The organism is Kribbella sp. NBC_01484, assembly GCF_036227145.1.
Taxonomy (GTDB): domain Bacteria; phylum Actinomycetota; class Actinomycetes; order Propionibacteriales; family Kribbellaceae; genus Kribbella.
In genome coordinates, this window is record NZ_CP109437.1 from 5151251 (window position 1) to 5174697 (window position 23447).

The 23447-nt window shown below is 67.6% G+C and carries 21 protein-coding genes, 1 tRNA gene and 1 pseudogene; 10 read left to right on the forward strand and 13 right to left on the reverse strand.

Annotation, left to right across the window (positions count from 1 at the left end; all coding sequences use genetic code 11):
* Positions 1-586: 586 nt before the first annotated feature.
* Positions 587-1081, reverse strand: a complete 495-nt coding sequence (locus OG555_RS25380; protein ID WP_329475044.1) for a nucleoside kinase — start codon at positions 1079-1081, stop codon at positions 587-589.
* A gap of 575 nt (positions 1082-1656) precedes the next feature.
* On the opposite strand from OG555_RS25380, the gene OG555_RS25385 reads away from it, so the two are divergent.
* On the forward strand, positions 1657-1941 hold the full coding sequence (locus OG555_RS25385) for a hypothetical protein (RefSeq protein WP_329475046.1): 285 nt from the start codon (positions 1657-1659) through the stop codon (positions 1939-1941).
* Positions 1942-2072: 131 nt separating this feature from the next.
* On the opposite strand, the pseudogene OG555_RS42955 reads toward OG555_RS25385, so the two are convergent.
* Positions 2073-2204 (reverse strand): annotated as a pseudogene (locus OG555_RS42955) (alcohol dehydrogenase catalytic domain-containing protein); the annotation flags it as partial.
* 231 nt (positions 2205-2435) lie between these two features.
* Here OG555_RS42955 and OG555_RS25390 point away from each other — a divergent pair.
* Together OG555_RS25390 and OG555_RS25395 are read left to right on the forward strand one after the other, a co-directional pair.
* Complete coding sequence (locus OG555_RS25390) at positions 2436-2978, forward strand: AAA family ATPase (RefSeq protein ID WP_329475047.1); 543 nt, start codon at positions 2436-2438, stop codon at positions 2976-2978.
* A 284-nt stretch (positions 2979-3262) separates the two neighbouring features.
* Positions 3263-3691, forward strand: a complete 429-nt coding sequence (locus OG555_RS25395; protein WP_329475048.1) for a hypothetical protein — start codon at positions 3263-3265, stop codon at positions 3689-3691.
* A 432-nt stretch (positions 3692-4123) separates the two neighbouring features.
* Here the strand turns inward: OG555_RS25395 and ppgK are convergent, their stop codons facing one another.
* The 3 genes from ppgK to OG555_RS25405 are packed head-to-tail and all read right to left on the reverse strand — an operon-like array spanning position 4124 to position 5396.
* Positions 4124-4876, reverse strand: a complete 753-nt coding sequence (gene ppgK / locus OG555_RS25400; protein ID WP_329475049.1) for a polyphosphate--glucose phosphotransferase — start codon at positions 4874-4876, stop codon at positions 4124-4126.
* A gap of 44 nt (positions 4877-4920) precedes the next feature.
* Positions 4921-5193: a hypothetical protein gene (locus OG555_RS42960; RefSeq protein ID WP_442914445.1), complete on the reverse strand. Its 273-nt coding sequence runs from the start codon at positions 5191-5193 to the stop codon at positions 4921-4923.
* Positions 5194-5204: 11 nt separating this feature from the next.
* Positions 5205-5396, reverse strand: coding sequence for an SOS response-associated peptidase family protein (locus OG555_RS25405; RefSeq protein ID WP_329475050.1), 192 nt, complete (start codon positions 5394-5396; stop codon positions 5205-5207).
* A gap of 243 nt (positions 5397-5639) precedes the next feature.
* Between OG555_RS25405 and OG555_RS25410 the strand changes: the two genes are divergently transcribed.
* Together OG555_RS25410 and OG555_RS42965 are read left to right on the forward strand one after the other, a co-directional pair.
* On the forward strand, positions 5640-6887 hold the full coding sequence (locus OG555_RS25410; protein ID WP_329475051.1) for an IS256 family transposase: 1248 nt from the start codon (positions 5640-5642) through the stop codon (positions 6885-6887).
* A gap of 545 nt (positions 6888-7432) precedes the next feature.
* A complete protein-coding gene (locus OG555_RS42965) occupies positions 7433-7879 on the forward strand; it encodes an ATP-dependent DNA ligase (RefSeq protein ID WP_442914446.1) in 447 nt (148 codons plus the stop codon).
* 195 nt (positions 7880-8074) lie between these two features.
* Here the strand turns inward: OG555_RS42965 and OG555_RS25415 are convergent, their stop codons facing one another.
* Positions 8075-8449, reverse strand: a complete 375-nt coding sequence (locus tag OG555_RS25415; RefSeq protein ID WP_329484868.1) for a VOC family protein — start codon at positions 8447-8449, stop codon at positions 8075-8077.
* Between the two features lie 10 nt (positions 8450-8459).
* Positions 8460-9032 (reverse strand): TetR/AcrR family transcriptional regulator, encoded by a 573-nt coding sequence (locus OG555_RS25420; RefSeq protein WP_329475052.1) that lies wholly within the window; start codon positions 9030-9032, stop codon positions 8460-8462.
* A gap of 108 nt (positions 9033-9140) precedes the next feature.
* Here OG555_RS25420 and OG555_RS25425 point away from each other — a divergent pair, with 108 nt between their 5' ends.
* Positions 9141-9515: a DUF4267 domain-containing protein gene (locus OG555_RS25425; protein WP_329475053.1), complete on the forward strand. Its 375-nt coding sequence runs from the start codon at positions 9141-9143 to the stop codon at positions 9513-9515.
* A 79-nt stretch (positions 9516-9594) separates the two neighbouring features.
* Here the strand turns inward: OG555_RS25425 and OG555_RS25430 are convergent, their stop codons facing one another.
* The 3 genes from OG555_RS25430 to OG555_RS25440 form a co-directional block, all read right to left on the reverse strand.
* Positions 9595-10773: a tyrosine-type recombinase/integrase gene (locus tag OG555_RS25430; RefSeq protein WP_329484869.1), complete on the reverse strand. Its 1179-nt coding sequence runs from the start codon at positions 10771-10773 to the stop codon at positions 9595-9597.
* A 133-nt stretch (positions 10774-10906) separates the two neighbouring features.
* Positions 10907-11470, reverse strand: a complete 564-nt coding sequence (locus OG555_RS25435) for a dihydrofolate reductase family protein (RefSeq protein ID WP_329475054.1) — start codon at positions 11468-11470, stop codon at positions 10907-10909.
* 1190 nt (positions 11471-12660) lie between these two features.
* Positions 12661-12734: transfer RNA gene (locus OG555_RS25440), tRNA-Arg, on the reverse strand.
* A gap of 172 nt (positions 12735-12906) precedes the next feature.
* On the opposite strand from OG555_RS25440, the gene OG555_RS25445 reads away from it, so the two are divergent.
* The 3 genes from OG555_RS25445 (at position 12907) to OG555_RS25455 (ending at position 19675) form a co-directional block, all read left to right on the forward strand.
* Positions 12907-14418 carry a PrsW family intramembrane metalloprotease gene (locus tag OG555_RS25445; RefSeq protein WP_329475055.1) on the forward strand — a complete coding sequence of 504 codons (1512 nt, stop codon included), beginning with the start codon at positions 12907-12909 and terminating at the stop codon, positions 14416-14418.
* 89 nt (positions 14419-14507) lie between these two features.
* Complete coding sequence (locus OG555_RS25450) at positions 14508-17999, forward strand: dynamin family protein (RefSeq protein ID WP_329475056.1); 3492 nt, start codon at positions 14508-14510, stop codon at positions 17997-17999.
* The gene (locus OG555_RS25455; protein WP_329475057.1) at positions 17996-19675 is read left to right on the forward strand and encodes a GTPase; all 1680 of its coding nucleotides are present in this window, start codon (positions 17996-17998) and stop codon (positions 19673-19675) included. Before OG555_RS25450 ends, OG555_RS25455 begins: the two co-directional genes overlap by 4 nt.
* A gap of 65 nt (positions 19676-19740) precedes the next feature.
* Here the strand turns inward: OG555_RS25455 and OG555_RS25460 are convergent, their stop codons facing one another.
* Both OG555_RS25460 and OG555_RS25465 read right to left on the reverse strand, forming a co-directional pair.
* Positions 19741-20358, reverse strand: coding sequence for an SRPBCC family protein (locus OG555_RS25460; protein ID WP_329475058.1), 618 nt, complete (start codon positions 20356-20358; stop codon positions 19741-19743).
* An 81-nt stretch (positions 20359-20439) separates the two neighbouring features.
* Complete coding sequence (locus OG555_RS25465) at positions 20440-20958, reverse strand: single-stranded DNA-binding protein (protein ID WP_329475059.1); 519 nt, start codon at positions 20956-20958, stop codon at positions 20440-20442.
* Between the two features lie 146 nt (positions 20959-21104).
* On the opposite strand from OG555_RS25465, the gene ettA reads away from it, so the two are divergent.
* Entirely contained in the window at positions 21105-22787 is a 1683-nt protein-coding gene (ettA, locus tag OG555_RS25470; RefSeq protein ID WP_329475060.1) for an energy-dependent translational throttle protein EttA, read from the forward strand.
* A gap of 183 nt (positions 22788-22970) precedes the next feature.
* Here ettA and OG555_RS25475 read toward each other — a convergent pair whose 3' ends face one another.
* Complete coding sequence (locus OG555_RS25475) at positions 22971-23432, reverse strand: DUF7144 family membrane protein (protein ID WP_329475061.1); 462 nt, start codon at positions 23430-23432, stop codon at positions 22971-22973.
* Positions 23433-23447 lie beyond the last annotated feature (15 nt).

Sequence of the window (23447 nt, forward strand, 5' to 3'; positions counted from 1 at the left end):
CGGGCCGGGCCGGCCTGCTCCGGGCGCTCCCGGCGGCGCGCGGGCCGGAACGCACGCTTGGTCCGCTCCAGCCGGTACGCCGTCTCCGCCTTGATCAAGTCTGGCGTCAACGGTGTCCCGAACATGGTTTCATCTCCTGCGATTTGTGGCGCCGTCGTGGGCGGCCGCTCACCCCTTCTACGAACACCTTCGGCCGGATCCGACACCGCCTCCGGAACTCTTTTGGAGGACTTCCTGCTCCGGATTCGGGGGATTCACGGATGAGCCTGGCCATTGCCCCCATGGCGCTGGCAGCCGCGCGGCGAGCCCGGCATGCGGGGGGCCCGCCTCGAGTTGGGTCACCGAACTCTGCCAACTGAGATGACCGCGGCGGGTTGGTGGGGTCACTTGTCAGCCAGAGCGTCGCGAGATCATCGCGGTGCAACTCGAGCTCGCGGGAATAGGTTGGCCGGTAGTTACAGGCGTGCCTCGCCGGGCGGCGCCGGAGATGCGGCAGACGTCAACGGTTCAGTGAAAGTTGCAATTTCCTGCAATTCCGGTAATACCCGGAACCTCGCCAGCGACGTCGTCGATGCTGGCCTGTGTGTCACTGAATGCGGCGAAGGATTTCGTCAACGACGAATTCGAGCGGTGCGGTGGCGTCGATCGCCCATCCCTGAGCAATGCCTTGCTTCGTGTGGTGCAAGTGCATGATGATTTCTCGCTCCTCTTGCCTGCCGCCCCAGTCGCTGGGGTCAACGAGTACGCGCTCATCAATCCGGCGCATCACAGTGTCAAGGTCGGCGACTTCAAGGACAAGAACGCCATCAAGAAGGTCGATGAACTCCGAAGAATTCCTAGAGCCTCCGCAGAAGAACGTTACCGCCTCGTCCTGGTTGGCGAGCAGGGCCTTGACCATCGCTACGTCCCAAATGGGCGGTAGGTGGCAGTCGGGTGCACTGCCACTGGCGGCTTCGCCCGGCTTCGGGTCGCTGCGGAGTTCCCTGTCACCGTGAATAGCCTGATAGCCCCGTCGCCGCAATTCGTCGCAGACCGTGGTTTTGCCGGTGCCGGAACCGCCGTCAATCAGGTAGTTTCTCATGCCCATAGGTAGGTGTCACCGCCCGAATAACCATATGTCGTGCGTCGCGTGCGCCCCGGTCGGCCGTGCCCCAATCACCTGCGCACCGATCTCCTGTAGGTCCATACCAGCACAGAACCCTATCGATGCATCTGACTGATCGCACGCCAATAGTGTGGCTCCTCAATCTTGACCGGGCACGACACGCGGTCTCTGCGAAGAGGCCACGAGCTTGAGCGACGGTACGAGCCTGCTGCTCGGACGAGGGGCGGCGCGGGACGGTGCGGATGCCGTGGATCACGTCCGCGGATTCGCTGAAGCGTGCGGGCGTACCGGATGGGTGCTCGGTCCTCTATCCCGGGCGTCACGACAAACCGTGTCATTTCATCGTGATGATGATCCTGCCGCGGGTGTGCTCTACGAACCCGGCGGGGTCGGCAGCCAGGTCGCGGACGGCCGTGACAAGCGGTGTGAGCCGCCCATCGCGGAGGCGAGCGGCCAACTGAGCCGACTGTTCGCGGTTGGGCTCGACGACGAAGAAGATTGCCCGGCCGCCGCGGGGCTGGATGGTCGGCGGATCGGCGACAGTGACCAGAATGCCCCCGCGGCGCACCAGCGTGGTGGAGCGGTCGCGGATCTCGCCGCCGATGACGTCGACACCACGTCGACACCACGTCGACCTCGCCGGCGTCCTCGAGTTGGTCGCTGTCCAGGTCGAGGAACTCGTGGGCGCCCTGGGCGCCGGCCAGGTCCCGGTCGGAGGTCCGGCCGGTGCCGATGATGTGGGCACCGGCCTCGCGGGCCAGTTGTACGGCGACCGAGCCGACGGAGCCGCCGGCGCCGTGGATGAGGACGGTTTGCCTGTTTGCAGGTGGGCGTGATCGAACAACGCTTGCCAGGCCGTCAGACCGGGCATCGGCAGAGCGGCCGCGGTGATGTGGTCGACGTCGGCGGGGAGCGGAGCCAGGTTGCGGGCCTCCACTGCGGCGTACTCGGCGAGCGAACCGTTGCGGGCCCAGTCGGTCAGCCCGAAGACCCGCTGACCGACCGTGAGACCCGTGGTGCCGTAGCCGAGCTCGACGACTACACCGGACAGTTCGTGGCCGAGGACACTTGGCGTGCGATCGCGGCCGGCGCGGTCGATCCAGGTCCCGGGCCAGTCCGGCTCGCCTCGAAGGAAGCCTGCGGCGTCAGCTGGTCAGGTGGATCGGGGGCAGGTCGTCGCCGGTCAGTGTCTGGGGCGCCTTCGGCCTCAGCCGACGTTGGTTGGCCGCGAACGCCAGGCACTACGCTCACATCGTTCGGAAGGGCGATGCTGCGCCTGCACGGTAATCCGCCGGATTTCTGACGCCGTCATGTTGGAGGAGACCTAACGATGTCTGGCGCCACGCTGTTCTTGATGGTCGGTCTTCCCGGCGCCGGCAAGACCACCCGGGCTCAAGAGCTGGCAAGGTCACACGATGCGCTGCGGCTGACTCCGGATGAGTGGCACCTTTCCTTGTTCGGCACCTCGCTGAGGGCCGACGGCAAGCGTGACCTCTTGGAAGGCTGGCTGATTACGATGGCGCTGCGGTCACTGCGGCTGGGGACCAGCGTGGTCCTCGACTTCGGGCTCTGGAGCCGAGACGAGCGGTCGGCACTGCGCTGGCTGGCCAGCCAAGCCGGAATGCCGTGCCAGGTGGTCTATCTGCCCGTCGACCTGGACGTCCAACTCGCCCGTATCGCGTATCGCCAGGCCACCACGCCGCAGACCTTCCCGATGCCCGAGGCCGACGTTGCCGGCTGGCGTACCCAGTTCCAGGCACCCGACGCCGCCGAGCTCGCCGGCGTGGACAGTCCTTGTCCGCCCGAACGGTGGACGACCTGGCTGGCGTGGGCCGTCGACCGATGGCCGACGCTCACCGCCGACTACTGCTAGGGCGCCATCGGGCCTCCGACCCGTCGAGGAGCCCAGCGCCGGACGCCAACTCACCGCGCAGCAGTGGATGACATCGGCGCGTACCTCGCGATGTGGGCGAACCGGGACGAGTCACCGGCCCCGGCCAGGGTGGCGGCGACCCTCACGACCACCAGGACCCTCATCGCCGCCTCCAGGGCATCCCTTTGCGAGGAGGATAGCGTCGCGCGCACGCGGGCACTGGTGGTTGCACACCATGCATCGAAGGAGGAACGTCGTCAGGAGGCCTGGCCGGGAGGTGGACCATGAAGCTCGAGCATCTCTGTGATGTCGAGTGGCGCTACGACCTAGTCCAGACGGTCGAGCCATCAGCGGCAGGCGACGGCCTGCTTTACGGGCAGGGGACCGCGGCCTTCACGGGGCGGCTCACCGGCACCGCCAAGTGGTCCAACAACCCCCGGGTCCAGGGAGGGTACGCCCACCCCAACGCCCGCGGGACGGTCGATGTCGGCGCCGGCGGCTTCGTGCTGTTCCGGCTGACCGGCCTGTCGAACCTCACCGACGGCTCGGGCCTGCACGTCCTGACCTTCCTGACCGACAACGAACCCCACCAGTGGCTCAACCATGTCCTCGCCATCGGCGAGGGATCCATCGACGTCCAGCGCGCCGCCCTGTCGATGCGCTACTACACCTGCGAGGTCGACTTCCGCCCGCAGATTCCCGCCGACGGCTGACCGCGGGACGGCGTCGGGGCTTGTGTCCATGGCTGCGGACACAGGCGCGTACGTTGACAGCCGAGTTGGAGCTCTCAGCAGTTCGAGTTGACTGCAGTTGGTGTCGTGAAACCGCGTCACGACATTTTCCGCCCCGCTACTTGACGTGAGGCCGAGCATCACCGTTATGCGGTGCGCGACCTCGCCGTACTCGAGGCCGGTACCTGAACTGGCGCTGACCCGGCCGGAAAATCACTTCCAGCCAGGTTGCGTGCTGCTACTCCCGGCCCATGAAGTCCCGTCCCTGCCAGTTGTGGCCGTGCAGCTCAAGGCGGTGTGCTGCCGCGCGCTGCGGGGGCCACCGAAACACGGCCCGGTCGCGGCGTGCTCGGCGGAACGCCCTAAGCTCCCGCACCGGCTACCCTCGTCGCCGAGCTCAGGTTGTAGCCCGGCCTAGTCGGTGAACTTCTCGTGCGCGGCCATCGCCGCGCCGACGATGCCGGCGTTGTTGAGCAGCTGAGCCGGCTTCACCGGGGTGGAGATCTCGAGCAGCGGCACCCACTTGTCGGCGTGCTTGCTGACCCCGCCGCCGACCACGAACAGGTCGGGGGTGAACAGGTTCTCCACGTGCCGAAGGTATCGCTGCACTCGCTTGGCCCACTGTTTGTACGACAGGCCCTCGTTGTCCTTCGCCGCCGAGGAGGCCTTCTCCTCCGCGTCGTACCCGTCCAGCTCGAGGTGACCGAGCTCGGTGTTGGGCACGAGCTGGCCGTCGAGCAGCAGCGCGCTGCCGATCCCGGTGCCGAAGGTGAGCAGGATGACCACGCCGTCGACGCCTTTGGCCGCGCCGAACCGGGCCTCGGCGATGCCGGCCGCGTCGGCGTCGTTGAGCACGGTCACGTCGCAGTGGGTGATGTCGATGAAGAGCTTCTCGACGTCGGTCCCGATCCAGCTCTTGTCGACGTTCGCGGCGGTCTTGGCCACGCCGTTCTTGATCACGGCCGGGAACGTCGCGCCCAGCTCACCGGTCCACTCGGCCTCCTTGACCAGCCGGGCCACAACCGCGGCGACGGGCTCCGGGGTGGAGGGGTTGGGCGTCAGGTACTTCACCCGCTCCGCGGCTAGGTCGCCCGTCTCCAGGTCGACGACGGCGCCTTTGATCCCGCTGCCGCCGATGTCGATCCCGAAAGCGGTCGACGTCCTCATCCTGGTCACCTGATCCTCTCCTCTCGCCGCCTGCAACCTACTGTCTAGACCATTGCTCCGCGGACGGCTCTGACCACACGTAGTTGCTCGCTCTCACGGAGCGGCTCGCCTGCGGTGCCGGTGCCCTGACCGTACGGCCGCGGGCCGACGGCGGGCCGCTCGGTCGACTCGATTGCAGTTGCTCTCGGTGCACACCGACACCGGCGGCTCCATTCGCCTGCACTACGCGGTGACCGAAACCTGACCTCTCCTGCGACAGCTTGACTATTGCAGAGAATCCGGTTGCCGATCTTGGGGTCCTTGGCCCAGGACGGCACCAGACCCCATTTCAGGTTCCGCAGTTGCCGGGATCGGTGTCCTCGTCTCCGCCGCGCGGAGGCCGGGCCAGCACGGTTGGGCTGGTCTTGGTCGGTGCGACGTTGTAGCCCGGCGCCCTCTCTTCGTCGGCCAGCGCCTCCTCGATCTTGAACGTCTCAAGCAGGTCCTCGCGGCTTCGACTGGGTACATAGCGTCCGCACATACCGCCAGCCTGCCAGACCGCAATGACTGTCGCGGCCCTCACAGGATCGGTGACCGACCGTGCTAGCGATTCGGCGGGGCAACCCAGGTGACTTGGCCCGCCGATTGGGTACCGCAGTTGAGTCCCCGATAGTGGTGTAGCGCGGTCGCCGAGTTCGTCACCGGCGTGTACGTCGGACGAAGAAGCGGCCACCGCGTGATCCTTCGAGTCAACCTTCCACAGAATCCTCGAGGACCAACCACGATGACCGCACCACATATTGTCGACCCTGCCGGCCTGCTTGGCGAAGCGCTCGCCGAGGCCTCGCCCGATCTGATGCGCAGCCTGCTGCAGTCGATCATCAACGCCCTGCTGTCGGCTGATGCCGATGCCGTCGCCGGCGCCGAGTGGGGCCGTCCCAGCCCGGGCCGTGCAGCTCAGCGCAACGGCTACCGCCACCGCGACCTGGACACCCGCGTCGGCACCATCGACGTCGCGATCCCCAAGCTGCGCAAGGGCACCTACTTCCCCGAGTGGCTGCTCGAGCGCCGTAAACGCGCCGAAGCGGCCCTGATCACGGTCGTGGCTGACTGCTACCTCGCCGGGGTGAGCACCCGGCGGATGGACAAGCTGGTCAAGACCCTCGGCATCGACTCGCTGTCGAAGTCCCAGGTGTCGCGGATGGCTGCCGACCTGGACGCGATCGTGGACGACTTCCGCCACCGTCCCCTCGACGCGTCCGGGCCGTTCACGTTCGTGGCCGCCGACGCACTGACCATGAAGGTCCGCGAGGGCGGCCGCGTGGTCAACGCCGTGGTCCTGCTGGCGACCGGAGTCAACGGCGACGGGCACCGCGAAGTGCTCGGCATGCGCGTTGCCACCAGCGAAACCGGGCCGGCGTGGAACGAGTTCTTCGCCGATCTGGTCGCCCGCGGCCTGGCCGGTGTCCGGCTCGTCACCTCCGACGCCCACGCCGGCCTGCGGGAGGCGATCGCAGCCAACCTGCCCGGCGCCAGCTGGCAGCGGTGCCGCACCCACTACGCCGCCAACCTCATGTCGATCTGCCCCAAGAGCATGTGGCCGGCGGTGAAAGCGATGCTGCACTCGGTCTACGACCAGCCCGACGCGACCGCCGTGCACGCCCAGTTCGACCGACTGCTCGACTACGTCGCCGAGAAACTCCCCGCCGTCGCCGACCACCTCGCCGCCGCCCGCGAGGACGTCCTCGCCTTCACCGCCTTCCCCAAGGACGTATGGACCCAGATCTGGTCCAACAACCCCGCCGAACGACTCAACAAGGAGATCCGCCGCCGCACCGACGCCGTCGGGATCTTCCCCAACCGCGACGCCATCGTCCGCCTCGTCGGCGCCGTCCTGGCCGAACAGACCGACGAATGGGCCGAAGGACGCCGCTACCTCGGCCTCGAGATCTTGGCCCGCTGCCGCCTCACCACCATCCCCACCACCAACCCCGAGATCGGAGCCGACGACCTGCCCGCACTCACCGCCTAACAACCGCCCAAGGATCGCGCAGCGCTACACCACCACAAGGGACTTGACCGGTACCGCTCGGGCGACCAGCGACGACGTGGGGAATCTGAGCTGCCTGAGGCACCAACCAAACGCAACAATCGCCGGGCCTGGACCGCCGAAGAGGTTCAGCAGGTCTCGCGCGGCAACACGCCGGTCGGCGTGACGAGCATCAAGCTCGGGCGGAGCCAGGACTCGATCCGGTCGAAGGCGCGCGCTCTGAGGGGATCTCGCTGGCGCCGCCGAACCGGTCGCCGTACGGCGACATGAGCGGACAAGCGGGCGCATGCTGGTGCCGTGGCGAGGTCGTGGTGTGGCCGCCGTTCGGTCGAACGCGCGGGGGGGGTAGCGGGTGATGCCGGCGCCGCGGCGTATCCAGCCCGCTGGGGTGCGGGTCCCGGCTGAGCTGGCCGGGCCGGTCGAGGTTGCGCTGGCCCGCTCGGTCGACCAGATCCCGGCACCGAACGCTCTGCCGGGCGCGGGTCACGTTACGAAGTGAAGTGGGATGGCTAGCCCGCGCGGGCGCGGTGGCGAGGGACGGCAAGGTTCGATTGTGGTCTCGGAACGGCAAGGAGTTCACCGACAAGTTCCCCGATGTCGTTGGCGCTCTTGAGGCCCAGTTGCGGGTGGATTGTGTGCTGGACGGTGAGTTGGTGGTGTGGACTGGTGAGCGGGTGGAGTTCGATGCGCTCCAGCGCCGGATGGTGAACACGGCGGCGACGGTGCGTCGGCGCCTGGTTGTGAAAGAACCGGCTCGTTCGTGGCGTTCGATGTGCTGGCGGTCGACGGCGTCGATATCCGCAATTTGCGGTGGTCGATCCGGCGTCGCCGGTTGGAGTCGCTGGCACAGAACTGGCGCCCTTCTCCGGACTAAGCAGTTTGCAGTGGCGACGTCTCGACGGGCAGAGGTCCTGTTGCTCATCGGCTCCATGACAATGGGCGTTAGCATCCATCGAGTAGTGTCGTGTCCCTGAAGTTCGTTCGCAAAAGCGTTTGAGGGAGTCGAGGATCTCCTCGGCGGTTTTGGCCCAGGCGAACGGCTTCGGGCCGGCGCTCCAGGTCTTGGCCCAGGCCCGCAGGTCGCGTTCGAGTGCTTGGACGCTGGTGTGGACGCCGCGCTTGAGGAGCTTCTCGGTGAGGAGTCCGAACGCGCGTTCGACTTGGTTGATTCAGGAGGCGCTGGTCGGGGTGATGCCCTCCGGGTCTTGGAGGACGGGCCAGTTCTCGTCGCCGGTCTGGCCGACGTCGGCGGGCCTGGCGCCCAGGGCGAGCAGCCGCTCCAGTTCGGCGTCCTGGTCGCGGTCGGTCGCGTTGACCTCGATGTGGAGCGGGAGCTTCCCGGGCTTCGGATCGGTGCTGGGGCTGAGGATCAGCGTCGGCTGGAGCCCCCCGAACCCGGAAGCGGGGCCGATCTCGATGCCGCCGGCGGGTTCTCGGCCGAGTTCGATGTAGTCGAGGACGGCGCTCCAGAACGCGGCGAGCCGTTCGGGGTCTTCGCAGTCGAGGACCAGTTCGCTGATGCGGGATGCCCTGCCCGCCAGTATACGAACGGCCCTACGCGGGGGCGTTGGCGAAGAGCGCGACGAGCAGGTCGAGGCGCTGCTCCTGCGCGGACTGCGGGATCCGGCCGCTGCGCAGCAGCACCGCCATGCCGTGGAGCGAACCCCAGACCAGCTCGGCGAGGGCCGCGTTCCTGTCGTTGACCGGGCCGAACGCGCTCACGATCTCGTTGAACGCGGCGCGCAGCGGGGCCGGGGTCTCGGCTCTGGCCCATTTCACGTTGGTCGGCAAGGAGAACATGGCCTGATACGCGGCCGGGTGCGCGGCGGCGAACTCCAGGTACGCGGTGCAGACCGCGCGGATGGCCTCGTGCTCGGGGGCGGCGAGGCGCGCCTCCCGAAGGAGCTCGGCCATCTCGCCGATGCCCTCGATGGCGACGGCGTCGCGGATGGCCTCCATGTTCGCGAAGTGGCCGTAGAGGACCGGTTGGCTGTACTCGACCTTGTCGGCGAGCCTGCGGGTGGTCACGGTCTCCCAGCCTTCGGCTTCGGCGAGTTCGCGGGCGGCGGTGATGATCAGCCGGCGTCGTTCGGCGCGTTGCCGTTCACGGCGTTCAGTGGCAGTCACCACATGATTCTAGCACTGATAGATTTCTGGTCGCCGATAACCTATCGTTGAACGTGAGCCTAGCATTGCTAGACTTCATAGCACGTCCCTCCGAAAGGAACCACCCCCATGCTCGCCATCATCGCCACCGCCCTCGCCGCGCTCATCGGACTCGCCGTCGTCGCCATGGGCACCACCGGCATGCTCAAGCCCCAGTTCTTCGCCACCTTCGGCATCCCCGGCACCGCCCCGGGCCTGGTCCTCGACAACTGGCTCACGGTGAAAGGTGGACGCGACGTCGGCACCGGACTCATGCTCCTGGTCGTGACCGCGCTCGGCACCACCTCGCTCGCCGGCTGGGTCATGCTCGCCGCCACCGTGATGCCCGTCTTCGACGGCCTGATCGTCCTGCGCTCCAAGGGACCCCGCGCGGCCGCTTACGGCGTCCACTTCGCCACCGCAGCGGTCATGGCCGTCATCGCCGTCCTCTTGCTCCTCGCCTGAGCACGGCCAAGGCCGGTCCCGTGCGGACCAGCTTTCGCCATGCCGTCAGCCGCAACGATCCCGACTGAAGCCGGACATGTCAGTCATTCTTGATCGTGGGGAGGCCGAGCAGCACTGGGCTGTCGTCGGCGGTCAGGCGTTCCATTTCCTCGAGCTTTTCCTCCGCACCGGCGAGGCTGACCTTTAGTTCTTCGACCTCGCCTAGCCAGTTGTTCTGTTCGGCTTCGGTGATGCGGGCGTGGAGGTTGGTGATGATCTCGCGAAGTCGGTCGATCTGGTCCGGGTCGGGCCTGAGCAACGCGCAGCGCACACAGGCGTGTTCGTGGTGGCAGTTGGTGCCGCAGGCGCGGCCGCAGCTGCCGAGGCTGACCTTGCGCTTCACGAAGTGGCCTTCGAACTCTTCCCACTCCGCGGGGGTCGGGCGACGGTATTCCTCGCTGGGCCGCGTGAGCCGTCGCTGGCCGATCCAGGTGCGGTGATGGCCGATCACGTCTTGGGGATAGACCGCCGCGTATCCCTGCGTGGTGGCGATGCTCTTGTGACCGAGCAGGACCTGCACGATGTGGGGTGGCAGGCCGCTGGCCAGGGCGTCGGTCGCGAAGACGCGGCGGAAGTCGTGGGTAGTGAAGTGGACTTGTTGTCCGTCGATGATGATGTTGGCGCGTTCCGCGCACCTGCGTAGCAATGTCCAGACGGTGCCGGGTGAGATTGGCCGGAGTTCGGGGCCCCAGTGCTTGGCGAACAGGTGCGGCAGTGCAGAGCCCCATTCGTGGTCGTGCGGGTCCCAGCGTGGTGTCAGCGGGATGTCTTGGTGGCCGCCAGGAACGCGGTGGATGACTTCGGAGAGGACGTGCACGAGTTCGGGGCCTGCGACGAGGAGGCGTTCCTCGTCGGTCTTGCTGGGTGCGATGTGCAGGAGGGGGATTTCTTCTTCGGTTGAAGGGATCCGGTAGGGAACGATCGAGACATGGGTCAGTTCGAGGAGCTCCTCGCAGCGGATTCCGGTGAGTCGAAATGTCTCGATCAGCGCCCATGACCAGAAGGCTGCGTCCTCTTCGCAGCTGAGGTTGCGCGACGTGTGGTCTGCGCAGTCGATGCGAACCTGTCCGGTGGGCCGGGCCCGTCGGACAGTCCACGTATCACCAGCAACGCTGATGCCGGCGCGATGGCCGGCCGCGGCGGCCGCAGCGAGCAGCTCGGCCGACGCGCGGCGGTCCTTCCTCGCCTGCGCGAGTAGTTGCGGGAGAACCGGTGCGATCTGCCGGGTTCAGAATCCGGCAGAACGGCGAGCTACGAGCCTGCTACGCCAAGCTGTGCCGGCCCGTCGCCTCCGTCGTCCTGGTCCTCGTCGACGTGGTTAGCAGCAGCGGCGAACACATCAGCGATCGCGCTCAACGTCTCGTCTCGTACCTGGTCAGGACCACGCCGCCAGGAAACGTCCGCGTCTCCACCAGGTTCAGGTTCACCCAGCTGTCCAGCGCGGTGAAGAACGGTGTGCCGCCGCCCACCAGCACCGGATGGGTGACGATCTCGTACTCATCGACCAGCCCGGCCCGCATGGCCGCCCCAGCGAGCGTGGCGCCACCGACCCTCATCGGCTCGCCGTCGTCGGCCTTGAGCCGGGTGATCTCCGCTACAGCGTCGCGGGTGACCAGGCGGGTGTTCCAGTCGACCTTGTCGATCGTCGAGGAGAACACTACCTTCGGCGTGTCCCGCCAGTTCCGCGCGAACTCGATCTGCGCCAGGGTGGCGTCGGGCTGCTGGTCGCCGGTCGGCCAGTGGGAACTCATCGCCTCCCACAGCTTGCGCCCGTACATCAACAGCCCGATCGCCAACTCCTGGTCGAGCCACCACTGAAACAGCTCGTCGCTCGGCGCGCCCCAGCCGATGTCGTCGCCGGGCGCGGCGATGTAGCCGTCCAGGGATAGGTTCATGCCGTAGATCAGTTTCCGCATGGCGCCATGCCTTTCTGTCAGTCCAGCGACCTTTCTCCGGCCGCCCGTCACCCCTACTACGAACGCCTCACTCCGGATCCGACAGGTCTTCTCACGAAGCTTCTACGTCGGCGCCTATACGACGGTGGCACTTGCTGGGGCCCGCGCCGATGAGCTCCTTGGACTCCGGGTATGGGCCGGTCTCGGGAGTCTAGATCGGCTCGGCGCAGGAAACTGATCAATGCGCGATCTAAGTTCGGCGGTAGTCATTCGTGCTCGGTGCGCGCGGCGTCGCCCACTCGGCCGGCCAGGGCAACCGCCTAATCTCAACCCCGCCCGCGCACAGCAAGCAGCGCACCCACTCCACACGCGAACAGACTGCTCAGCCCGGTAGATGCCGTGCAACCAACGTGCAATTGGATGAGGTCAACGCTGGTTACTCGGCGGGCCGAGACAGACCACCGATCGTGCTCGGGCGGGCCGGCTCCTGGTCCTCGGTCAATGCTTCCAAGCCGGTTATGCGGCAGCTTGCCGACTGACGCCCACCGATGGACAGACCCTACTGGCCACACGCTACTGATCTTCGAGCTCGACTGCTGACGCTCCTGCAAGTGACGCGCTGGACGCGGCATCCTGCATGGTTGTCTCCCCGGAGAGCTGCTACTTCGCCGATGACCGGTGGTGCTGCTCGGATTGATCAAGCTGGACGACCCGGTTGGCTCGGCACGTCGATCCGCCTCCGCCAGCATGGTCGCGTTCGTGGTGCGAAGTGGTGTCAACTCATGTGGGATATGTGGTCGGGGTGCGAACACGGCGAGGGCTTCAGCAATTCGCGGAGCTTGTCCTGGAGCGGTGCACGGAACCAGTACAGGACTGTGACAACGACCGCTGGCCACAGGAAGGCCCGTAGGTACTCAAGTGCGAGTGGTGCATCTGAAACGACGTAGGTGAACACCAGCCAGGGGCCGCTCGCCGTGATGAGCACGGCGAATGGTGCTCGGATCGCTTGCCGAATGCCAGTTGATCTTGGTCTGCTGTCGCCCAGTCCTGCGCGCCGAGTTGCTAGTTGTCACCCGGCCGCCTCGGACGGGACTGGACCGCGCCATTTGACTGCATTTATCCCTGGTTCGCACCACATGTAGCACCACGGGAAGCGGTCCGGGATGAGGTCACTCCGGCCCATCAGGCCGCTGACCTGCGGATTCGTGAGGCGCCCCCGGCAGGACTCGAACCTGCGACCAACGGATTAGAAGTCCGACGCTCTATCCAGCTGAGCTACGGGGGCACACGGCACGGAAGAGTCTCTCAGATGGGCGGGTGATCGCGCCTCTGGGTTCCTGGGTATGTCGCGGCGACGAGCGCCGTACGGGGTGAAAAATACAGGGTTGTCGTTCCATCCCGGTAACGCTGAGTGGGTGGTTCTGCCACGGGATGGGCTCCCCAACTAGGCTTCGGGCATGAGTTACCCCTCACCAGGCCCGGCCGGCTCGCCGCAACCCGCGGCGGGGTCGGCGTACTCGCCCGGCGGTCCGTACCCGCAGCCGAACGTGCGTGGCACCCACCCGATCCCGGGTCAGCGGCGGAACCAGGGCATCCTGATCGGCATCGTGGTCGCGGTGGTGTTCGCGATCGCGGGCCTGGTGATCTTCGGCATCGTGGCCAAGTCGACCGGCGCGGGCGGCTTCACCTGGGGGCTGGTGTTCGCGTTCGTCCCCGTCATCCCGGTGATCGCGCTGTATCTGTGGCTGGACCGTTACGAGCCGGAGCCGACCAAGTACATCCTGTTCGCGCTGTGCTGGGGGGCCTTCATCGCCACCCTGGTCGCGATCTTCATCAACACCGAGGTGTCGCACCGGCTGGCCGAGACCGGCGTCGGCGGTGACCGGTCGGCCGTGTTCGTCGCGCCGCCGGTGGAGGAGTTCGCCAAGGGATCCGTGATCCTGCTGCTGGCGCTCGTACGGCGCAAGGAGTTCGACGGCATCATCGACGGCCTCGTGTACGCCGGGATGGTCGGCGTTGGGTTCGCCTTCACCGAGAACATCCTCTACTACGGGCGCATCTTCAACACGCTGTCCGAGGAGTCCGGCAGCGACGCGGGTCTGCGCGGCGCGTTCGTGCTGTTCGTGATCCGCGGGCTGATCTCGCCGTTCGCCCATCCACTCTTCACGTCGTTCACCGCAATCGGGATCGGAGTGGCGATACGAAGTCGCAGTACGGCGGTCCGTTTCCTCGCCCCCGTCGTCGGGTACCTGGCGGCGGTGCTGGCCCACGGACTCTGGAACGGTGGCGCCAGCTGGGCCGGGGGCGGCGGCTTCATCACCGTCTACCTGTTCCTGATGGTGCCGATCTTCATCGGCATGGTCGTGTTCGCCCTGGTGATGCGATCCCGGGAGGGACAAATGATCGCGTCCCGGCTGTACGACTATGTGCGGTTCGGCTGGTTGGTTCCACAGGACGTACCGCTGATCGCGACGCTGCGCGGGCGTAAGGCGCTCCGGCAGAACGCGAAACGGTACGGTCCGCAGGCCGAAGCGGCGGCGAAGGCGTTCCAGCAGAACGCGACCGAGTTGGCGTACCTGCGGGACAAGATCGTCCGGCAGGTCATCGGCCCGGACGCGCTGGAGACCGAGAAGCAGCTGCTCGACGAATTGCGCGAACGGCGCCCGAGTGTGCCGTTCCCGCCGATGCCGGCGTTCGCCCAGGCGGCGCCGCAGTTCCAGGGCCCACCCGGGGGACCGGGCGGGCCCATGCCGGGGCGTGTTCCCGGTGGCCAGCTTGGTGGGCCGGTGCCTGGTGGGCCGTATCCCGGTGCTGGGCAGCCGGCTCCGCAGGGTGGGTATCCTCCGGCTCAGCCGGGGTATCCCTCCGGGCAACCCGGTTACCCAGCGGGCCAACCTGGTTACCCACCGGGACCCACTGGTCAGCAAGGACCGCCGGGAGGATACGGTCCGTATCCACCGTCGCAGTGACTGCCACCCGTCCACGCCGCCAAACGGGAACACGATGACTTTGCTTCTGCGCTGTCCGACCGGGCACTCTGTGCTCGTGGGCGGACGCCGTGGCTGACATCAGGTCAGCAGCTGGTGAAGGTTCGGAGCCGCGGGTTCCGAACCAGGATCAGCCTGCCCGGGAGCTGGCGAACCTGATCGCCCAGTCGAGCGCGCAGTCCGATGCCAAAGGCAAAGGCTTCTGGCGCCGCCGTCGCCGCAAGTCCGCCACCCCACCCGAACCTCCGAGCACGCCGGACTCCACAGCCACGCCGACGGCGGCCGACCCCACTACCGACTATGCCGTGAAGCAGTCTGAGTCCGCAGCCAAGGCCAGTACGCCGGAAGCCGAGAAGCCGGCCTCCGACGAGACGCCCGCCGCAGCCACCGACAAGCCGGCACCCGACCCAGCCGACAACCAGTCGTCCGAGGCAGCCGACAGCGCGGGGTCTGAAGCGGCCAAGGAGCAGCAGCCGAAGGCAGCGGACGAGCCAGCGCCGGATGCGGCCGACGCGACGCCTGCCGAGGCGGACGCTGCACTTGTCGCCAACTCTGCCGAAAACTCACGCGCCGAACCTGCACCCCCCACGGTGGGCGTCATCTACGAGCCGGACGAGTCCCCGGACGGCTTCCCCCTCGAATACGGCAACATGATCGTCGGCCTCCCCAAACCCGAGAAGTCAGACGACTCCACCGAGGCAACCCCCGAAACCCCGGCCACCAATGCAGCCGAGACATCCCCCCGGCAGTCCGCAGAAGGCGCCGACGAGCAGTCTTCGAACGAGCCTGCGGGAGACGGCCCGGCGGCCGACTCGGACGGCTCCTCCTCGGAGCTGTCCACAGAAGACACCCCAGCCGCGGAGCAGGCGCCTAAGAGCGAACAGCTCGCCGAGGAGTCTTCCGAGAGCGCGCCGAACGCCGAGACCGACGCAGACGCCGGTGAGAAGTCCACCGGGATCTCGGCAGAGGCGCCGGGGGCAGGCGATGGAGTTGCCGCCGCAGGCGACGCTGCCGATGCTGTAGCTGTGGCCTCCAACGAGGCTGCCGACCCTGCAGCCGAGGATGGCAGCGAGGCGGACGCGGCTGACGCTCAGGGCTCCGACGTGGCCGGTGGTGCTGCTCAGGCCGAGGGTGCCAAGTCCGCACCGAAGAAGAACAAAAAGCGTGCGGCAGCGGCAGCGGCCGCCGCAGCAGCCGAGACTGGTGCGGCGGCTGAGAAGGTGCCCTCCGGGACTACTGCCGACGCGTCTGCTGCGGGGGGTCGGGCTGCTGACGAGGCTGTCGCCCCGGGGGCCGAGGATTCGAGCGATGCTGTGGCAGGGGGTTCGAGTGAGGCTGTGGGCGCCGCGGCGGAGGGCTCGGGCGGGGCTGGGGACGCTGCGGCTGAGGACGCCGGTGAAGGCTCCGGTGACGAGCAGGCTGAGGGTTCGCCCGCTGGGCGCGCTGAAGCTGACGAGACTGCGCCTGAGCGGGACTCGCAGAGCTCGTCGGCAGGTGAGGACGCCGAGGGTGCCTCGGAGGTAGATGCTGCGGCTGTGGGCGCCGCGGCTGCGGAGCGTGGCCAGGCTGAGGCGGACGACAGCGTGGAGGAGTCTGAAGAGCCTGCGGCGGAAGACGCTGCCGCGGATGCGCCAGGGGACAGCTCTGATGAGCCTGCGGCCGAGCAGGACGATGCTGCGCAGGGCGACGCGACGCACGACGACGGCGAGCAGAAGGACGCTGGGCAGGACGCCGCCGCGCAGGGGGACGCGGGGCAGGGCGATGCCGCGCAGAGCGACGCCGGGCAGGAGGCTGCCCAGGAGGCTGAGGAAGTTCGGGAGCTGACTGCGGAGGAGTTGGCTGAGCGGTTGGCGGCTGAGCAGGCTGCTATGGCTTTGATTACGGCGCTGATGAAGTTGCGGGGTGCGCTGGCTGGTAGTCAGTTGCCGTTGGATGTGGTGGGGGCTGACGAGGCTCGGCAGCAGCAGAAGGCGATGTTGGATCAGCTCGATGACTACCTGCTGCCTCGGCTGGTGCAGTTGGAAGCGCCAGTGCTGGCGGTGGTTGGTGGCTCGACCGGAGCGGGGAAGTCGACGCTGGTCAACACTGTCATTGGGAAGGTTGTCAGCGAGCCGGGTGTGTTGCGGCCGACTACGCGGTCGCCGGTGTTGATTCATCACCCGGCCGACGCGGACTGGTTCGTGGGTGACCGGGTGCTGCCGGGGATGGCGCGGACGAGTTCCGAGAGTCCGGGTGGGACCGAGGAAGCGGGCCAGCTGCGGTTGGTTGCCGCTGACACCGTTCCGCAGGGGCTGGCGATCCTGGATGCGCCTGACATCGACTCGGTCGTCGAGGCGAACCGTGATCTCGCGACGCAGTTGCTCGCGGCTGCCGATCTCTGGCTGTTCGTGACCACGGCCGCCCGGTACTCCGACGCGGTCCCGTGGGACTTCCTCCAGAGTGCGTCGGATCGCAGTACGGCGATCGCCGTTGTCCTCGACCGGGCTCCCGGGGAGACGATCGACGACATCACCGGGCACCTCGCACAGATGCTGCTCGAGCGCGGGCTCGGCGACTCGCCGCTGTTCTCGATCGAGGAGACAGTTGTCGACGGCAACGGGATGCTGCCGGCCGAGACCGTTGCCTCGATCAAGGACTGGCTGATCGACCTGGCCGCCGACGCGGAGGCCCGGGCGGCTGTTGTCCGCCGTACCCTGCAGGGCGCGGTCAGCGCGATGGTGAAGACGACGCCGCCGTTCGCGGCCGCGGTCCGGGCTCAGGCCGACACCGCGATCGAACTGCGGTCGACGGCCGAGTCGGCGTACGACCAGGCTGTCAAGGACATTGCCAAGGCCACGCAGGACGGGACGCTGTTGCGCGGCGAGGTGCTCGCCCGGTGGCAGGAGTTCGTCGGCACTGGTGAACTGCTGAAGGGCTTGCAGACCAACGTCGGCCGGATGCGCGACAAGGTGAAGAAGTCGCTCGTCAACCAGCCGGCGCAGACCCGCGACGTCAGCGACGCGATCGAGTCCGGCCTTGAGTCGCTGCTGCGCGAGCAGGCAGCGGCCGCTGCCGAACGGGCCGAGAAGGCCTGGCAGGCGAGTGCAGCCGGACGCCAATTGCTCGCCGCCGGAGGCCCCGAGATCGGCGCGCTGTCCGAGGACTTCCCGGCCGCCGCCGGCCGCACGGTCCGCGAGTGGCAGGCCTACGTGCTCGACCTGGTCCGCAAGGAAGGCGCCGACAAGCGCTCGACCGCCCGCATCCTGGAGTACGGCGTCAACGGCCTGGGACTCTCGCTGATGGTGGTGATCTTCGCCAGCGGTACGGGCATCCCGAAGGCGGCCGAGGCAAGCGCCGGCGCCGGAAGTGCGGTCGTCGGGCAGAAGTTGCTGGAGGCTGTCTTCGGCGACACGTCCGTACGTACCCTGGTCGACAAGGCGCGTGAAGACCTTGACGGTAAGGTTCATGCCCTGATGGATGCCGAATTCGCCCGCTATCTGGCTGTCCTTGACCAGCATCCGGTCGACCCCGAGACGGCCAGGCAACTGACGGAGGCCGCGCGCGCGGTGGAGGACTGCACGTGACGGAAACAGTGGATACGGTCGAGGCGCCACTGCGGGGTGCGACCGATGTCCTGAAGAAGATCGACGCCGTCGAGGCAGCCGCGAAGGCCGGCCAGGGCCGGCTGGATCCGGTGGTGCTCACCGAGGCCACGCAGATCGTGGACCGGTCCGGGCAGCGCCTGCGGATGTCCGGCGAGCTGACGGTGGTCGCGCTGGCCGGTGCGACCGGCTCCGGCAAGTCGTCGCTGTTCAACGCGTTGACCGGGCTCGACCTGGCCGCGATCGGCACGCGCCGGCCGACCAGCTCGATGCCGCTCGCCTGTGTCTGGGGAGAGGAGCCGGCCGGCGAAGTGCTGAACTGGCTGGGCATCCCGCGCCGGCACCAGGTGCAGCATCGCAGCTCCTTGGAGGAGGCGCAGTCCGACGACCTGGACGGGCTGGTCCTGCTGGACCTTCCCGACCATGACTCGACCGAGGTCGAGCACCGCCTGATCGTCGACCGGCTCGTGGAGCTGGTCGACCTGCTCGTGTGGGTGGTGGATCCGCAGAAGTACGCCGATGCCGCGCTGCACAACCGGTACATCAAGCCGTTCGCCTCGCATTCCGGGGTGATGGTGTTCGCGCTGAACCACATCGACAAACTGACACCGGACCAGCAGAAGAGCTGCCTCAACGACCTCGACCGGCTGCTCAAGTCGGACGGCCTCAAGTCGCCGACGGTCGTCGCGACCTCCGCTGTCAGCGGTGACGGGCTGGACGAGGTGCGGGCCCTGCTGGTCAAGCGGGTCAGCAACAAACGCTCCGCACGCGAACGGCTCTCCGCGGATGTCGACCGGATCGCGGACCGAATGGCGAGCCAGTGTGGCAACGCCAAGACCCCGGAGATCGCCCAGAGCGACATCACCGAGCTCGTCGAAGCGCTGTCCGACGCGAGTGGTCTCCCGGTCGTGGTCGACGCCGTACGACGTTCGTACCTGCAGCGGGCCCGGGCCGCGACGGGATGGCCGGTCACCAAGTGGCTCGGACGATTCCGGCCCGATCCGTTGCGGCGGCTGCACGTCGACCAGGTCTCGCGCCAGCACGGCAAGGCATTGCGGAAGTCCGCGTCCAACGAGGTCGCGATCGCCCGCTCTTCGTTGCCTGCGGCAACTCCCGTGCAGCGGGCCCGGATGGACACCGCCGTACGCACGATCACCACGAAGGCCGCGGAAGGGCTGTCGCGTCCGTGGGCCGACTCGGTGCGGACGGCGATCCGCCGCCGGGAGGAGTCGCTCGGCGACGAGCTCGACCAGGCGGTCGCGCGGACCGACCTCGGTGCGACCAACAACCCCGGCTGGTGGGGCGCTGCTCGCTTCGTCCAGTGGCTGCTCTTCCTGATCATGCTGGGCGGCGGCCTGTGGCTCGCCGCGCTGCTCGTGGCCCGGATCGCAGGCTTGGACGACCCGCCGCTGCCGGAATGGAACGGGATCCCGTACGCCTGGATCATGCTCGTCGGCGGTGCTGTCCTCGGACTCGCGCTCTCCTTCGTCTGCCGCCTCTTCGCGGCCAGTGGAGCCGTCCGTCGCTCTCGCCTGGTGGGCAAGGCGCTGCGCACGGAGCTCGAGAAAGTTGCCGAGAGCCACGTTGTAGCGCCGGCCCGCGAGGAGCTGGACGCCTACACCACCTGCCGCGACAACCTCGCCACCGCTCGTCAGTAGCCGCCCGGTGCCAAGCGCGCGCCGCGGGATGCCCGGGCGCGCGCTCGGGGGATCAAGCGGGTAGGTCAGACCTCGGTGCATGGGGCGAACTGGGCCATGGAGATCTTGGCGGCTTCGGCGAGGTCTTCCTCGGAAGTGGTGCCCGAGGAGCGGACGGCTTCGATCCAGGCGCGGACCGACTGCTCGTTGAATCTGACGACCTCGGGGGAGTCGGCCATCTCGACCGGGTTGGTGCCTTCCGGGAGGTCGCCGGAGACGTACAGCGCGAGGGCGAGGAAGCCGCCGTCCCAGCCAGGCCCGACCCAGAGAGCGCCGGAACCGCCGGGAGCCGGTGGCTCGCCCATCGAGTGTTCGAGCTCCAGCTCGGTCGAAGCCCCCGCGCCTGGCAGCAACCGCAGCTCGAGGAGACTCGTGGGACCGCCGAAGGTGACTTTGAAACGCTTGGGGGGCTCGCACTCCAGGACCTCGCCGCCGGCGTTGTCCTGGAGCTGGAAGGTGCCGCCGACCTTGAAGTCGCCGGTGACCGGCCAGAACCAGCGGCGCATCCGCTCGGGATCCGTGAGCGCGTCCCACAGCTCCTCCGGCTCGGCCTGGTACGAGCGGCGCATCCGCACGGTCACCGTCTCCCCGGTGCGGCTGACCTCCCGCTGGACGGCGTTGATGTGCTCGAGGATGTCGATCACGGGTGGTTCCCTCTCGTCGTGAGCTGGTCGGCTGGAGCCCAGAATGCCGGGCAGGGCTTATATAAGTCAATACTGAGATAGTCACGCCGCCGCCGCTTCCGGTGCTTCAGTGTCGGTGGTGAGGGGCAGCGCCGTCGCGGAGTACTCATCGGCCGGGTACGGCGAGGCGGATGCCTCGGCCGGGCCGCCGGACGGGACAGCCGTGGGCTCGCCGGGAGCCGAGCCGGAGCGAGGTGCACTCTTGGTGAACGTGGTCGTGCCTCGGCTCAGGTCGTGACCGAGGGAGAACGCCTCGAGGACGACCCGGCTGCGTGGCTCGCCGGCATCGTCGGTCCATTCGTGCGTGCGCAGCCGGCCGGTGACGATGACGGGCTGCCCGACACGCACCGATTCGAAGGCGTTCTGGGCCAGGTTGCGCCAGCACTCGACGCTGAACCAGGTCGTCGGTTTGTCGACGTACGTATTGAGGGCGCGGTCGAACTGTCGTGGCGTGGAACCGATCCGGAACGTCGCGTGCGGCACCTGCCCACCGATCTCCTTGAAGTCCGGGTCACTTCCGACCCAGCCCTGCACCGTCACGTAGGTCTCGCTGATGCTCATGATCGTCGCCTTTCCTTGGTCGCGAATCCGCTGTCACCGGAGAAGATGCACGCCTGGAGAGCCCGTCCGCCGGATCGATTCCTGATCTGTGGACAACCGAGAGGGCCGATTGGGACAGGTGGGTCCTAGCACATAGGCTCTGGGGTATGGCGGAATTCATCTACACGCTTCGCAACGTCCGGAAGGCGCACGGTGACAAGGTCGTTCTCGACAACGTCACCTTGAACTTCCTGACCGGCGCGAAGATCGGCGTGGTCGGGCCGAACGGCACCGGTAAGTCCTCGCTGTTCAAGATCATGGCGGGGCTCGATCAGCCTTCCAACGGTGAGGCCCGGCTGGCCGAGGACGCGACGGTCGGGATCCTGCTGCAGGAGCCGCCGCTGACCGAGGGCAAGACGGTCCTGGAGAACGTCGAGGAAGGCGTCGGCGACACCAAGCAGAAGCTGAACCGCTTCAACGAGGTCACCGCCGAGCTGGCCGACCCGGACGCGGACTACGACGCGCTGCTGGCCGAGATGGGTGACCTGCAGACCGAGCTCGACCACCGCAACGCCTGGGACGTCGACGCCCAGCTGGAGCAGGCGATGGACGCGCTGCGGTGCCCGCCGGCCGACGCGCTCGTCGACAAGCTGTCCGGTGGTGAGCGCCGCCGGGTCGCGCTGTGCAAGCTGCTGCTGCAGCAGCCCGACCTCCTGCTACTCGACGAGCCCACCAACCACCTGGACGCGGAGTCCGTGCAGTGGCTCGAGCAGCACCTGCAGAAGTACCCGGGCGCCGTCCTGGCGATCACCCACGACCGGTACTTTCTGGACAACGTGGCCGAGTGGATCCTGGAGATGGATCGCGGGAAGACCTACGGGTACGAGGGGAACTACTCGAAGTACCTGGAGACCAAGCAGGAGCGGCTCGTCGTCGAAGGCCGCAAGGACGCCAAGCGACAGAAGATCCTGGAGCGCGAGCTCGAGTGGGTCCGGTCGAACGCGAAGGGCCGGCAGTCCAAGAGCAAGGCGCGGCTGCAGCGGTACGAGGAGCTGGCGGCCGAGGCGGAGCGCGCCAAGAAGCTGGACATCGACGAGATCAATATCCCGCCGGGTCCGCGCCTGGGCAGCACGGTGCTCGAGGTCAGCAAGCTGGAGAAGGGCTTCGGTGGCCGCAAGCTGATCGACGGCCTGAGCTTCTCGCTGCCGCGGGCCGGCATCGTCGGCGTCGTCGGCCCGAACGGTGTCGGCAAGTCGACGCTGTTCCGGATGATCGTCGGCGAGGAAATGCCGGACGCGGGCACGCTCAGGCTCGGCGACACCGTCAAGGTCTCGTACGTCGACCAGTCGCGCGGCGGCCTGGACCCGAAGAAGACTGTCTGGCAGCAGGTGTCGGACGAGCTCGATTACATCAAGGTCGCCAACTTCGAGATGCCGAGCCGGGCGTACGTCGCCTCGTTCGGTTTCAAGGGCCCGGACCAGCAGAAGCCGACCGGCGTACTGTCCGGCGGTGAGCGCAACCGGCTGAACCTGGCGCTGACGCTGAAGATGGGCGGCAACCTGCTGCTCCTCGACGAGCCGACCAACGACCTGGACGTGGAGACCCTGCAGTCGCTGGAGGACGCGCTGCTGGAGTTCCCCGGCTGTGCGGTGGTCGTGTCCCACGACCGGTGGTTCCTGGACCGCGTGGCGACGCACATCCTGGCCTGGGAGGGCACCGAGCAGGACCCGGCCAAGTGGTTCTGGTTCGAGGGCAACTTCGCGTCGTACGAGGCGAACAAGGTCGAGCGGCTGGGGCCGGAGGCGGCCCGTCCGCACCGGGTCACCTACCGCAAGCTCACCCGCGACTGACCCCGAAGAAGCCCAAGACCAGGCAGCTGAACAGCCTGACGGGTGCAGGTGCGATGGGTGGCATGTTCTGGGGCATGCTCTTCGGGCTGATCTTCCTCCAGGACTCGACTCCGGCAGCCGGCCTCACTCCTGACGAGTGAGGCCGCGCTGCCGGTCGACGTCGATGACGGCGTTCCTACTCGCTCAGTTCGTCGAGGTGGCTCGGTGCCCGGCTGCCTTCGGGGCACTCGTCGGTACCTCGTCCATCCCGAGGTTCTCTCGTGCGTCGCTCCAGCGCGCGGTGAGCGCGAAGAGTATGACGACGTCGAGCCCGATCATCAGCAACGACCAGACGGGGTACCCGCCCAACCAGGCGATCTGGATGATGAGGTGCAGCGAGACCAGGATGATCGCGACGATCCGGGCCCAGGTCTGCGCCATCAGCAGCCCGGCACCGGCGCCGATCATCAGCAGGCCGGCGATCAGGAGCGTCCAGCCCAACCCGGTCACGTCGACGATGACCAGCTTGTTCGGCGTCAGCGCCAGCCGTTCGTCGTCGACCAGCGCGACGATCCCCTGGAAGACGTTGATCAGCCCGGTGACCAGAAGTATCGTTCCGGCGAACAGGACCCAGCCCGCCCAAGCCCCACTTCCCTTTGCAGCCATCTGCTACTCCCTTTC